The following is a 13319-nucleotide window of genomic DNA, read 5'->3' as shown; positions in this document are numbered from 1 at the left end:
TCTCCTTCTTATAAAAATTGTTGCGGTTCATGGTCAATACTGAGACGAAGCTCACTATTTTCCCGTTCTTGAGTCAAGGCCAAAACCCGATTGAGAGTCTGTCCCAGCTCATCTTCTAAACGGTATTTAATCAAAATCTGGTAATGATAAAGGTTGTGGGTACGTGCGATGGGTTTAGGCGTTGGTCCAAGGATTTTACTAGTTTCCGATAAACCTGAGCGCAAAATCCCCATGACTTCATAGGCACGTTTGACAACCTCTTCTTCTTTCTTGTGAGAGAGGGTAATCCCAATGGTGAAATAATAAGGTGGATAGCCGAGTTGGCGTCTGATACTCATTTCATAGGCATAAAAACCTTCATAGTCCTGTTCCTTGGCAAAACGAATGGCATAGTGCTCCGGATTGTATGACTGAATCAAGACCTGCCCAGCTTTTTCCGCACGACCTGCCCGTCCTGCCACCTGAGTTAAGAGTTGGAAGGTTCTCTCAGAAGAACGGAAATCAGGCAGATTCAAGGCTGTATCCGCATTGAGGACTCCGACTAGAGTCACATTTGGAAAATCCAAGCCCTTAGCAATCATCTGAGTTCCCAACAAGATATCTGCTTCCCCTCGGCCAAACTGGTCAAGAAGAGCTTGGTGACTGCCTTTCTTGCGGGTCGTATCCACATCCATCCGCAGAATGCGAGCCTGAGGAAAGAGTTCTGCCAGTTCATCGTAAGCTTTCTGAGTCCCCGTCCCGTAGTAACGAATACTGCGGCTTTGACAGTTGGGACAGACATGAGGAATCCCCTTTGAAAATCCACAGTAATGGCAGTTCATGGTCTTGGTATCCATGTGGAGAGTCAGAGAAATATCACAGTTGGGACAGCTATCTACCGTTCCACACTCCCGACACATAACAAAACTAGAATAACCCCGACGGTTGAGCATGAGGACTGCCTGTTCTTTTTTATCCAAACGGTCTCGAATGGCCTCTAGCAAAGGAGGCGTAAAGTTTGATGTCTCATTCTGCCCGATATAGTCCCGAAAGTCAATCACTTGAACTTCAGGAATAGTGGCTAAAGGATTGGCCCGTTGGGTCAGACGTAAGTGTTGATAGACACCTTTTCCAGCACGCGCACGGCTCTCTAAGCTCGGTGTCGCTGAGCCAAGGACTAGGGCTGCTTGATTGTACTGGGCCCGTAGAATGGCGACCTCTCTAGCATGATAACGGGGATTGCTGTCTTGTTTGTAGCTAGCTTCATGCTCTTCGTCGATAATTATAACACCTAGATTTTTCAAAGGAGCAAAGATAGCTGATCGAGCGCCAACAACAACTTGGGCATCGCCACGCTCAACCTTGCGCCACTCGTCGTACTTTTCACCATTGGACAGGCCTGAGTGGAGAATGGCCACTTTCTCACCAAATCGGGCAATAAAACGTTCCGTCATCTGTGGCGTCAGGGAAATCTCAGGTACCAGTAAAATAGCTGTTTTACCCTTGTCCAAGGCTCCTTGGATAATCTGCAAATAAACCTCTGTCTTCCCACTTCCTGTAATTCCTTGAAGGAGGAAAGGAGGCTGTTGACTGCCAATAGCACTGACAACGGCATCACGCGCCTGTCTTTGTTCTGGATTCAATTCCAAAGGTATACTTGCTTCAATGCCTTCAAAATAAGCGGCTGAGCGTTGCACTTCCTTTTGGACTAGGGTTAGAGCGCCTTGCTCCACAAAGAAGTTGACTTGCTCGCGTGAGTAGGACTCTAACAAACGAGCCAGAGGAGCACTCTTAGGATGAGACAGCAAATAGTCTCTCAGCTCTGCTTTTTTCTTAGCACGCGCAGAAATCTCAATCTGCTCTAGCTGAGTAGCATCAACCTCATACCAAGACTGGGTCTTGACCTTCTTTTGATCGACTGCCTGGTATTCTAAGCGGAGCAGACCTTTCCTAGTCAAGCGCATCATCTCAGCTTGCTTAGCAAGGTCTAAAGAAGAAAAGACTAGCGAATCTTCTGAACCAAACAAGCGCTCTTTGTCTGCCTGACTCAGACCTTCCAGAGGATAGAGAATCTTGTCATAGCTAGAATTCAGAAATCCTGGAAGCATAGCTTTTAGAATGGAGATTTTATAAGAAAAGACGGACTTGCGTAACTCCTCAGCCAACCAGAGTTGCTCCTGAGTCAAGACAGGAGAAAAATCTAGCACCTCTGCAATCTCTTTCAAGTCCTGACCTTCCATCTCTTCATCTGACTGGGACTCCAGGCCAAGAACAATTCCTTGGATCAAGCGATTGCCCTTGCCGAAGGGGACATGGACCCGCATACCGACTTCCAGCATCTCTACAAATTCCTCTGGGACCTTATAACTATAGGGCTGGTCCGTCTGCATCAGGGGAACATCCACGATTATCTTTGCGATCGCCATCTTCTCACCTCCTCCTTGTCATACTCTTCGAAAATCAAATTCAAACCACGTCAGCGTCGCCTTACCGTACTCAAGTACAGCTTGCGGCTAGCTTCCTAGTTTGCTTTTTGATTTTCATTGAGTATCAGTATATTCTTGCAATAGAAAAAATAAGATTGAGTCCCCCCAACCTTAAATTTTTTCACCATCTTCTTTTTCTTTAGCGATTTGCTCTTTGATTTTCTTTTCTTCTTCTTCTTTGCGGCGTTTTTCTTCTTCGATACGGAGACGAACCGCTTCACGTTTTCCTTCTGGATCTGGGTGAATCGTAACGTTTCCTGACTCGATTTCTTCCAAAGCGCGAAGAGTTGATTTTTCAGACTTAAACTCTTGAGTTGCTGGCGCACCTGCTTCTAGTTCGTGGGCACGTTTTGCTTCCAAGATTACGAGTGAATATTTTGATGGTACCTTGTCTAGCAAGGTATCAATAGAGGGTTTTAACATCATTTGCTTGTACCTGTTTCCTATAGTTTATCGAGTAGTTGGAGATTTTGGCAACATCTCCTGGTAGTGACCAATAACACGGTCCACACGGAAGTGTTCTGCTTCGATCACACGCTTGACACGTTCAGCAGCGAGGGGCACCTGATCGTTGACAATAGCATAATCATACTCACGCATGAGGGCAATTTCTTCCTTGGCTTTTTCAATTCGTTGGGCAATCACTTCTGCACTATCTGTTCCACGACCTACCAAACGATCTTGCAATTCATCCAAATCTGGTGGTGTTAGAAAGATAAAGACAGCATCTGGAACCTTTTTCTTAACCTGAAGGGCTCCCTGCACTTCAATCTCAAGAAAGACATCGATTCCCTTGTCCAGAGTTTCATTGACATAGGTCAGAGGAGTTCCATAGTAGTTACCGACATACTCTGCATATTCCAACATCTGACCTTGACGGATCAGCTCTTCAAACTCTTCACGAGTACGGAAGAAATAGTCCACTCCGTCCACTTCACCAGGACGTTGCGCACGCGTCGTCATCGATACAGAGTATTGAAATTGATTCTCAGAACTCTCAAAAATCTCTCTTCTAACCGTTCCTTTCCCAACTCCTGAAGGACCAGAAAAAACGATTAGCAAGCCTCGGTCTGCCATTATGTCTCCTTTAGTTAGTCTGTGAAATAAAGTAAAATTTCTCTCGAATACTGATGATCGCGTCAGTTATCCTTCTACAGTCTTTCTATCTAGTGTAACAAAAAAGCAGTAATATTTCAACTGCTCTTTCTTATTTATTTCGCATAATCTACTGCACGAAGTTCGCGAATCACGGTTACCTTGATATTTCCTGGGTAATCGAGATTATTTTCAATTTTCTCACGAACTTTGTGAGCCAAGATTGTGACTTTGTCGTCCTTGATTTGTCCTGGATTAACCATGATACGGATTTCACGTCCTGCTTGAAGAGCAAAGCTATTTTGCACTCCTTCAAAGCCATTGGCGATTTCTTCCAAATCATGGAGACGCTTGATGTAGCTTTCAAGAGACTCGCTACGAGCACCTGGACGCGCTGCACTCAAGGCATCTGCTGCAGCAACGATCACTGCAATGACACTTTCGGCTTCGACATCACCGTGGTGGCTAGCAATGGTATTCACCACAACTGGGTGTTCCTTGTACTTACGAGCCAATTCCGTACCAATCTCAACGTGGCTACCTTCAACCTCGCGGTCAATAGCTTTCCCGATGTCGTGAAGGAATCCAGCACGACGGGCAAGAGCTGCATTTTCACCAAGTTCACTGGCGATGATACCAGATAACTTAGCAACCTCAATCGAATGACGCAAGACATTTTGTCCATAAGAAGTACGGAACTGCAAACGTCCCATAATCTTCATCAAGTCTGGATGGAGGTTTGGCGCACCAATCTCATAGGCAGCAGCCTCCCCATATTCACGGATTTTATTGTCAATCTCCTGACGGTTTTTCTCCACCAACTCTTCGATACGAGCTGGGTGGATACGGCCATCCTTGAGCAACATTTCCATGGTCATACGAGCAATTTCACGACGAATCGGATCAAATCCTGACAAGGTTACCACTTCTGGCGTGTCGTCAATGATGACATCTACCCCTGTCAAACTTTCAAAGGTACGAATATTGCGACCTTCACGACCGATAATGCGTCCCTTCATGGTATCATCTGGTAGGTGAACTGTCGAGTTTGTTGACTCTGCTACATAGTCACCAGCGATACGCTGCATAGCCTGAACCAAGATATCTTTCGCAATCTTGTCTGAACGTTCCTTGACTTCTTGCTCTGCCTCACGAATGCGGCTAGCAATTTCCTTGGTCAAGTTTTCCTCTGTCTGAGCCAAGATAATATCTCGAGCCTCAGTTTGGGAAAGCGAGCCGATACGTTCAAGTTCAGCTTCTTTTTGTCTTTCGACTTCCTCTAATTGTTCTTCACGTGCATCAAGGTTTTTTGCTCTATCAGAAATACTTTGTTCTTTTTGTTCAAGTGTTTTTTCTTTGTTCGTCAAATTGTCGTCCTTACGGTCAAGGCTCGTAGCTCTCTCCGTCAAACGACTTTCGATTTGCTTGAGCTCCTGACGTTCTGACTTAAATTCAGCGTCCACTTCTTCACGGTATTTTCTGGCTTCCTCTTTGGCCTCCAATAGTGCTTCTTTTTTAAGAGACTTGCTTTCGCTCTTGGCTTCATTTAGCAATAAATCCGCTTCGCGCTCAGCTTGTCCTCGTAAATTAGTTGCTTCTTGTTCAGCATTTAGAAGCATCAACTCTGCAGCCTCTTGAGATGATTTCATCTTAGCTGAGATGCTGACATATCCAATGACTAAACCAATGATGACGGCAAAAACAGCAATCGCAAGTGTCATGATTTCCATGTTTTTACCTCATTAAATTTGTTTATCGAATGACATACATTCCTTAATATTCTATCATAAAAAACCGATTTTCACAAACCCAAATTGAAGAGTTTTGTGTGAATTTTTGAAGAAATCCCTTAGATTTTCAAGTAAAATTAAGAATCTTTAAAAATTTAAATTTCCACGAAAAACGAAGCAAAAAAGCCTACCTTTCAGTAGACTTAGTAATGATCTTTGAAGGACAAGAAAGCCACGCTATCTCCATCTATTATATAAATCAAGCGATTTTCTGCATCAATGCGCCGCGACCAAGCTCCTTGATAGTCATACTTGAGTGGTTCTGGTTTCCCCATTCCTACAAAAGGATCGCGTTGAATATCCTTGATTAATTTATTGATCCTTTTTAATGTTTTCTTATCTTGGTTTTGCCAATAGCAATAATCCGCCCAGGCATCTTCTGTAAATTTGAGCAGCATTCCTCACTCCTCAATCACATGCACCTGAGTGCTTCCAGCACGAACTTGAGCCATTCCTCGCAAGACCTTGTCAGAAAGTTCCTTATTTTGAGCGATTCTCAGGGTTTCCTGAATACTATCCCACTCGCTCTTTGAAAGGACTACAATATCCTCATCTGGATTTTTATTGACCACCGTCAAAGGCTCAAATTCATCATTTACCTTCTTCATGTAGTCCTTTAAATGATTTCGGAATGTTGAATAAAGAACTGCTTCCATAACCATACCTCGTTTTACCTCTTTTCCACTATTATACACAAAAAGAAAGAAATTGTCAGGAACTTGTACAAGATTTTTCTTTTCTATCTATTTATTCGAAAATATTCTAAAAAAGCCTACCTTTCAGTAGACTTAGTTTGTTTCTATTCTAATCGGAACCCTGCCAAAATTCTGTTCTGCTATACTTGGGTGTCCTAGTTGGTAAATCTGGTCTGCCTTTTGAGTCATAGCATCCCAAGGTTCTTTGCCAATTCGACTGACTAGATGGACCTGGCCTTTCAGAGACTTGAGGTGTTGTCTGCCTTTTTCAGTAAAGCCAAGGACATGGATGCCTTCTGGCAAGTCGCTTTCTCTGGCCTGCACCAAGATATAGGTCAAGAGTCGTCGTACACGCGCCTTGGTATAACGCTTTGTCGCAACCGCCTCGACCAATTCGTCAACAGACTGGGCTGTTTTGATAGCTTCCTTGATACGCACAGCCATTTCTTGATTGACCTGATAGATGGTGGTTAGGTCTGGATTTGACAAGATTTGATAGCGGAGCAAGGTAAAATAGTCATCCCAACTCACCCTACACGCCAACTCAAAGAGGTCAAGAGAAGGCATAAAGCGTTCTAAGAAATCTTGGTCTGATTGATGCTGACGGAGGGCTGTTGCTGAGGCAAAGTCCACATCCTTATCCACAGAATGATAACCAGCCCCCTGACGCTGAATCGGATGGAGTTTGATTCTACGTCCCGCAACCGCCTTGGCATAGGCCAGAGCAAGAACATGATTGGGCGTGTTGCCAGAAAAATCCAGACCTGCAAATTCCTTCCACATGGCTTGGGTTTTCTGGGGATAAGATAGGGAATCAGGCAGATTTTCCACAAAATTCTCCATCTCAGCACCTTGCTCCGTGTATAGGTCAGCAATTTTCTGATAATCCAGAACTTCCTCCGTCCCGAATGCTAGAGTATCAATCCCCAAGCGAGCCAAGATATCCACAGCTCCTTGACCGAAGAAATCAGCTGCCTGAACACTAACTAAAAAGGGCAATTCCACGACCAAGTCTGCGCCATTTTCCAGCGCCATCTGGGTCCGTGTCCACTTGTCCACGATAGCCGGCTCTCCTCGTTGCATGAAATTTCCAGACATGGCAACGATTTTCAGTCCCTCCGCCTGCTCAAGCAGGTATTTGTGCCCATTATGAAAAGGATTGAACTCCGCGATAATACCTGTGATGGTCATAGAAATCTCCTACTTCTGCGCGACAAAAAACCAACGGGTGCTAGTTTCTGTTGGTTCCTTGTCCTCAAAGTCCGCATAGAGTTTGAAAGACTTGAAACCGGCCTGTTCCAGCAATATATCATAGGTCAAGACCTCATAGGTCCGCTCCTCATGCACTTCATCGTGGCGACTAAAGGAACCGTCAGCCTCCTTGATAAAGAAGGTCAACTCATGCACGATGGAGTGAGGTGCTTCGTCCTCATAGGTGTCCCAAAGCATGGCAAAATCTTCCGCATTTTCATGATAAGAATAGCCTGGAAAAACCTCATCCGTCTGGTAGGTCGAATGCACATCAAAGATGAAAACTCCATCTTCATTGAGGGCTTTATACACTTCCTTAAAGACGTCTCCTACCTCGACCTCATCCTGCATGTAGCAGATAGAGTCCGAATAACACGTGACAAAGTCGTATTGACCTGCCTTGGATAAATCCAGCATATTGCCTTCAATAAAATCAATCTTTTGCTTGGCTGAAGTAGCTCTCTTCTCAGCAATCTTCAGCATATCCGCGCTCAAGTCAAGTCCTGTCACATCAAAGCCAGCCTGAGAAAAGCGGACAGACTGGATACCTGTTCCACAAGCCAATTCCAAAAGCGTCTTTCTCTCCTTGGTCTTAGGCAAATGACGCAGAGAAAAATCCGTCCATTTATCGTATAAACTGTCATCCATGACCGCATCATAGACCGCCGCAAAGGTTTCATAAGTAGCCATATTCATGATACCAAGTCCGCCCGTAATCGGAATGAAAATTAGGAGCTTGACGATGGAGCCGAGCTCCAAGGAATGCTATCTATTTTCCGACGATTACAGGACGGGTTCAAATCCTTTCTAAGATACAAAGAGCGTTAAAAGCTAAGAGAAAATAGGAATCTTACCGACATAGCGTCAGATACAAAGGAAGTTCCTCTTTTTCTCACAGCTTTTAGCTCGTGTTCAGTTTCGAGATGAACAAAACACGACGCCCTTTACCTTTCTATCAATTTTTCTAAAATAAGCAAATAAACCCAGTTGACTGCAACTGAGTTCGATTGAAGACAAAGTCTTTTTAAGACTTTCCTTAGGTGATTTCGGACGTCTGCGACCTTCTTCGAAGTTCCAAGACTTAGTTTTGAGCCTAAAGTCTCAAAACTCCCGACTTCTTGAAACATTTTTTTTTCAAGAAGTTTTATCACAACGGAAAGTCTCGGTAATTTCTCACCTTCTCACTCAGAAAACAAGAATAATCTCAATACATTGTCGAATTTCAAAGTAATTCCCAGCCGAAGTTCAAGTCATCTTCTACGCCAGAGTTTCAGATAAATCTACTGAGCTCGCCTCATGCCATAGTTTTTCTAGGTTATAGTGGGCACGCATTTCTTCTGAAAAGATATGTACAACGACACCGCCGAGGTCTAGTAAGACCCAACCTCCAGCTGCATCACCTTCGACATGGCTGCCTTTAACACCAGCTTCTGCTACTTTTTCACGGATATTGTCAGCGATAGCGTCCAACTGGCGGCTATTCATTGAGCTCGTGATGACAAAGTAGTCCGTCACACTGGTCAAATTTTGTACATCAAGTGCAAGGATATCCTCCGCACGTTTCTCATCAGCCGCTTTCACGACTAGTTCTAATAATTCTTTTTCGTTCATTTAGTCCTCTTTCAAATAGTGCACAAAGGCGTTATAGGTTTCAAGGGTTTGGGGATAGATGGGAAATCCCTGATGAGCTAAATGCTCCACGGTACGAGCTGTCTCATAAGCCACTGCCTTATTGAGCGACAAACTTGCAATTTCACGCGCCACATCCACTCCTGGAAAGGCACGATTATGCTCGATATAGTCTGCGACGTAGATGACCTTATCTAGGTCGCTCATCTGACCAGCCCCGACTGTATGGATTTCAATGGCTCGCAGGATTTCTCGATCATGCAAATCCAAATCTTCCTGAATCTTGTAGATACCAACCATTCCATGCCAGACATTATTACCCCAGTTTTTGAGGTCAGGGTCTAGCTGATAACGGTCAATCAAGTCTAGGAATTCCTGATCTGACAACTTTTTAGCATAGTCATGGAGAAGACCTGCTAGTCCTGCTTTCTCGGCATCGAATCCAAATCTCTCAGCTAGCTCTATGGCTGCACGCTCTACACCCAAACAATGGGTTAAACGTTTTTCAGGCAGAAGCTCTGCCATTCTTTCCAACAAAGCCTCTCGGGAACAGTTGATATAGTCTTGGTATGCCATCAGTAAAGCCCCTCCTTCTCGATGTAGTCTAGCACTGGCTGAGGTAGGAGAAAGTTAGGTTTCCGACCTTGGGCAATGAAGTCACGCACCATGCTAGACGAGATGTCCATGAGAGGCACATCCACCCATATAACTGGATAGGAAGTCCCTGCCTTGTAGCGTGGGCGCTGAACTCCAACAAACTGAACCATGTCGACCAGCTCATCAATTCGGTACCATTTAGGCAGATAGTCCACCATATCAGCCCCGATAATGAAGTAATAATCCGTATCTGGATGTTGCTCTGTCAAAATCTTCATGGTGTCGTAGGTGTAGGAAATGCCCTTACGCTCTAGCTCAATGGTTTCAATGGCGAGGCCTTCAATCCCCTCAATCGCCAACTCAAGCATCTTAAGACGATGATGCTCAGGAATGGTTTCCTTTTTATCTACATGAGGTGGTTGGTATTCGGGCATAAGCAAGACCTGGTCCAGTCCTAACTGTTGTCGTACTTGGTCCGCCACAACAAGATGGGCATTGTGAACAGGGTTAAAATTCCCCCCTAAAATCCCGACTTGTTTGCGTTTTTTCTCCTTGATTTCTGGCTCCAACTCTACCTTGGTAAAGGGAGTCAATAATTCGATTGCCATAGGCTCGTCTTCCTTTAATTCTCTGTAAAAACAGTTTCTTGGAGTAGGTGTTTAGATTTCTTTGACTTTTTTAGAAATCTTGCGATTTTCTTTCTTGCTAGATTGTTTATACAAAATCAAGATGCGTCCGATTTTTTGGACAGTATCTACACCGATTTCTTCTTCTAAAATTTCAGCTACTTCGTGGATGTTTTCGTCTGTGTTTTGCAAGAGAGTAACCTTAATCAATTCACGTGCGTCAAGAGCTTGGCGAACACTGGTTTTTATTTGGTCGTTGAGTCCATTTTTCCCGATTTGGATAATAGGTTTGAGGGTGTGTGCCTGGCTGTTGAGGAAGGCACGTTGTTTTGATGTTAATGACATAATCTTTCTTCCTTTTTTGATAGTTATTTTAGGTGGTGAGGGACGGTCGGAACTAATTTCCCAAAGAATTCATCTTTGAAAAATGGATTTCCTGACCTCACAATTGAGTCTATGTCTCAATTGTGCCCCTTGCCAATCTACAGATTGGCAATCACACCACGGCAATAACTATCTTTGTATGAGCTCACTTTGTTCGCTCAATGATTTTATAATAATATTTTTAAATTATTGCTTTGCGTGTGACGACGGCGACGCCTTCTGGTGCCCAGACGGCGACTTTGGCGATGCCTGTTACGCGGATCCAGCCTAGGCCTGAGATGACCAGGTCTGTCTTGTCCTTAATGGTAAATACATGCTGTACAAGTTTTGGGAACTCTTCTTTTTCCTTACTATTTGGTGGTGTGAGGAGAGTTCCCAGATGCTTGTCATAAAAGGCACTAGCGCCTTCTAGCTTGGTACGGTGGAGTTTGAGTTCATTGTCAAAGAAAGCTGTAAATCCTTGCTTTTCTCCTGATATGAAGTCAAAGCGTCCAAGACCACCTAAAAACAGGGTTTGCTCAGGGTTAAGCTGATAGGTTTTGGGCTTGATTTCCTTTTTAGGGCTGACATACTTGAGGTTTTTAGCCGTCAAGTAGTGAGCCATCTGGTGACGGTGGATAATCCCCGGTGTATCGTAGATATAAGAACCGTCATCAAGCGGAATCTCGATTTTGTCCAAGGTTGTCCCTGGGAAGCGCGAAGTCGTGATGACATTCTGATCACCCGTGATTTCTTGGATAATAGCATTGATAAGTGTTGATTTTCCAACGTTGGTTACACCGACCACATAGACATCGCGGCCCTTACGGTAGTGTTCAATCTTGTCAATGACTTCCTTAATGGCATGTTTGTTTTGTGCCGAAGTTAGGACGACATCAACTGGACGAAGTCCTTCTTCGTGGGCACGTTCCATGAGCCACTGGCTAATCTTGCCTGGTTTAACAGACTTGGGCAAGATATCTTTTTTATTTCCCACCAAGAGGACATCATTTCCTGAGACAAAACGTGGCAAGCCTGGGATAACAGAGCCATTAAAGTCAAAGATGTCAATGACATTTACCACTAAGGCGTCACTGTCTCCCACCTCGTGCAAGAGCTTGAGGAAATCATCGTCTGTCAACTGGACATCCGTGATTTCATTGTAGTGGCGGAGACGGAAACAGCGTTGACAATAGACTTCGCCCGTCTCCAAACCTTTTTCAAGTGCCGACTGGGGAGTAAATCCAAGACCAGCCTTGTCTGTCGTCTGAATAGTTGCTCCACAACCAATACAGAGAATTTCTTCCATAGTTAAATTCCTTTTTTATATGTAATCGGTCCGTACTTTTCAGTGATTTTTTGCATCACACGACGCTCACGAGTTCGGTTAATCTGCGTTTTGATCGAGTCATGTTGGACCAAGGGTTTGACTAAGATCGAGCGAATGCCCGCACGGTGGGCTGCTCGAATATCTGTCATGAGCTGGTCGCCGACCATGACCACTTCGCTTTTCTCATAGTGGAATTCCTTCATGGCACGATTAATCCCAAATGTGAAGGGCTTCAGAGCCCAATAAACGTAATCAATTCCAAACTTCTCAACTGCACGTTGGACCCGTTTTTTGGTGTTGTTTGAGACTACGATGATGCGAATGCCCGCGTCCCGAAGATCATGTAGCCATTGCTTCATCTCTGGCGTCCCATCAGGGTTGTTCCAAGCAATGAGGGTATTGTCCAAATCGACCAAAACAGCCTTGATTCCCTGCGCCTGCAGGCTTGGGACTGTCAGATCATAGACTGCTTCCACAGCAAAATCTGGCATGTAATTTTCAATCGCCATTCTGGCTCCTTTTTTTAATTTCTAGCAATTTTCTTTAAATATTGAGCTAAGACTGCCCATAAAATGAGACTAGCTATCAAAATATAAATCCAAGCATTTGGTTCATCTGTAAACGGTAAGGGAACATTCATTCCGAAAAATCCTGTAATAACCGCAAGGATAGCTAGCAAGACTGAGATAATTGTCAAAGTTGTCAAATTATCATTCAGATTATTATTTAGGATGTTATTGTAAGAGGCTGAGAGTTGTTGCAAGACTTGAGATATCAAATCTGTCATTGAAACCAACTGATGGGCTTCAATCATAGCATCGTCAAACTGCTCTCTTTCCACCTCATTAAGATTGCGATAAAGTGCATGCCCTTGAATGTGTTCCAAGAGGAGACGATTTTGTTTAGCAGCAGCTGTCAGATAAACCATACCAGTTTCCAAGTCAGAGAGGGCAAAAAGATTTTTTTTAGTTGTTTTTTGACGAAGAAGTGCACTGATTTCATCCTTACTTTTATCCATCTCTTCAATAACTGGATAGTAAGCATTGCTAATAATCTCTAAACTGGCAAAAAGAAATTTGTAGATTGAAATAATTTCATGGCTTTCAAGGTAGGTTGCCATGCGTTTAATCACATAAGTATTCTTGTGATTGCTGATAGTAATCAGCCGTTGTTTTTCAACGATAAAGGTCATCGGAATCGCTTCATAATATTCTTTGTCTTTTTCTAAATCAAGAACATTATAAATAAAGGTTACCGTCTCCGTTTCACGGTTATAATCCATGTGGGCTCGTTCATTTCTATCCAGAGCATACTCGATGGTTTCCTTGTCCAATCCATAGATGTCAGAAAGATCTTCCATATTTTTAATCTTATCCACATCAAGGTCTATCCAAGTACGATCGTGACCTAGTTTTTTCTCTACAAATAGCATACTCTCTCCTTTACCAAACTCCTTCTATTGTACCACAAATCTGCTA

At 43.8% G+C, this 13319-nt stretch carries 15 protein-coding genes; all 15 read right to left on the bottom strand.

The window, feature by feature from the left end; all coding sequences use genetic code 11:
• Positions 1–8: 8 nt before the first annotated feature.
• The 15 genes from PG086_RS02305 to PG086_RS02235 all read right to left on the bottom strand — a co-directional run bounded on the left by PG086_RS02305 (position 9) and on the right by PG086_RS02235 (position 13273).
• Positions 9–2405, bottom strand: coding sequence for a primosomal protein N' (locus tag PG086_RS02305; protein WP_095726219.1), 2397 nt, complete (start codon positions 2403–2405; stop codon positions 9–11).
• Positions 2406–2576: 171 nt separating this feature from the next.
• Positions 2577–2891 carry a DNA-directed RNA polymerase subunit omega gene (gene rpoZ / locus PG086_RS02300; protein ID WP_002874282.1) on the bottom strand — a complete coding sequence of 105 codons (315 nt, stop codon included), beginning with the start codon at positions 2889–2891 and terminating at the stop codon, positions 2577–2579.
• Between the two features lie 24 nt (positions 2892–2915).
• Complete coding sequence (gmk, locus tag PG086_RS02295) at positions 2916–3542, bottom strand: guanylate kinase (protein WP_000775041.1); 627 nt, start codon at positions 3540–3542, stop codon at positions 2916–2918.
• Between the two features lie 134 nt (positions 3543–3676).
• Positions 3677–5290, bottom strand: a complete 1614-nt coding sequence (locus tag PG086_RS02290) for a ribonuclease Y (protein ID WP_000404959.1) — start codon at positions 5288–5290, stop codon at positions 3677–3679.
• Between the two features lie 203 nt (positions 5291–5493).
• Positions 5494–5748 carry a Txe/YoeB family addiction module toxin gene (locus PG086_RS02285; protein ID WP_000924722.1) on the bottom strand — a complete coding sequence of 85 codons (255 nt, stop codon included), beginning with the start codon at positions 5746–5748 and terminating at the stop codon, positions 5494–5496.
• Positions 5749–5751: 3 nt separating this feature from the next.
• Positions 5752–6006, bottom strand: coding sequence for a type II toxin-antitoxin system Phd/YefM family antitoxin (locus PG086_RS02280; protein WP_000388572.1), 255 nt, complete (start codon positions 6004–6006; stop codon positions 5752–5754).
• Positions 6007–6138: 132 nt separating this feature from the next.
• On the bottom strand, positions 6139–7236 hold the full coding sequence (locus tag PG086_RS02275; RefSeq protein WP_042902800.1) for a nucleotidyltransferase: 1098 nt from the start codon (positions 7234–7236) through the stop codon (positions 6139–6141).
• A gap of 9 nt (positions 7237–7245) precedes the next feature.
• Positions 7246–7986 (bottom strand): class I SAM-dependent methyltransferase, encoded by a 741-nt coding sequence (locus PG086_RS02270; protein ID WP_333558136.1) that lies wholly within the window; start codon positions 7984–7986, stop codon positions 7246–7248.
• A 567-nt stretch (positions 7987–8553) separates the two neighbouring features.
• Entirely contained in the window at positions 8554–8907 is a 354-nt protein-coding gene (gene rsfS, locus PG086_RS02265; protein ID WP_270747648.1) for a ribosome silencing factor, read from the bottom strand.
• The gene (gene yqeK / locus PG086_RS02260) at positions 8908–9501 is read right to left on the bottom strand and encodes a bis(5'-nucleosyl)-tetraphosphatase (symmetrical) YqeK (protein ID WP_270747647.1); all 594 of its coding nucleotides are present in this window, start codon (positions 9499–9501) and stop codon (positions 8908–8910) included.
• Positions 9501–10130 carry a nicotinate-nucleotide adenylyltransferase gene (locus PG086_RS02255; protein WP_000963713.1) on the bottom strand — a complete coding sequence of 210 codons (630 nt, stop codon included), beginning with the start codon at positions 10128–10130 and terminating at the stop codon, positions 9501–9503. Before PG086_RS02255 ends, yqeK begins: the two co-directional genes overlap by 1 nt.
• 51 nt (positions 10131–10181) lie before the next feature.
• On the bottom strand, positions 10182–10493 hold the full coding sequence (gene yhbY, locus PG086_RS02250; protein WP_000060171.1) for a ribosome assembly RNA-binding protein YhbY: 312 nt from the start codon (positions 10491–10493) through the stop codon (positions 10182–10184).
• 220 nt (positions 10494–10713) lie between these two features.
• A complete protein-coding gene (gene yqeH / locus PG086_RS02245; RefSeq protein WP_270747645.1) occupies positions 10714–11820 on the bottom strand; it encodes a ribosome biogenesis GTPase YqeH in 1107 nt (368 codons plus the stop codon).
• 2 nt (positions 11821–11822) lie between these two features.
• A complete protein-coding gene (locus PG086_RS02240) occupies positions 11823–12350 on the bottom strand; it encodes a YqeG family HAD IIIA-type phosphatase (protein WP_270747643.1) in 528 nt (175 codons plus the stop codon).
• Positions 12351–12364: 14 nt separating this feature from the next.
• Complete coding sequence (locus PG086_RS02235) at positions 12365–13273, bottom strand: magnesium transporter CorA family protein (RefSeq protein WP_270747642.1); 909 nt, start codon at positions 13271–13273, stop codon at positions 12365–12367.
• Between the last annotated feature and the right edge of the window lie 46 nt (positions 13274–13319).

Source organism: Streptococcus halitosis, from assembly GCF_027691175.1.
In the GTDB taxonomy this organism is placed as follows: Bacteria; Bacillota; Bacilli; order Lactobacillales; family Streptococcaceae; genus Streptococcus; species Streptococcus halitosis_A.
The sequence above is the reverse complement of the archived record's forward strand: the minus strand, read 5'-3'. Positions and strand labels throughout refer to the sequence as shown.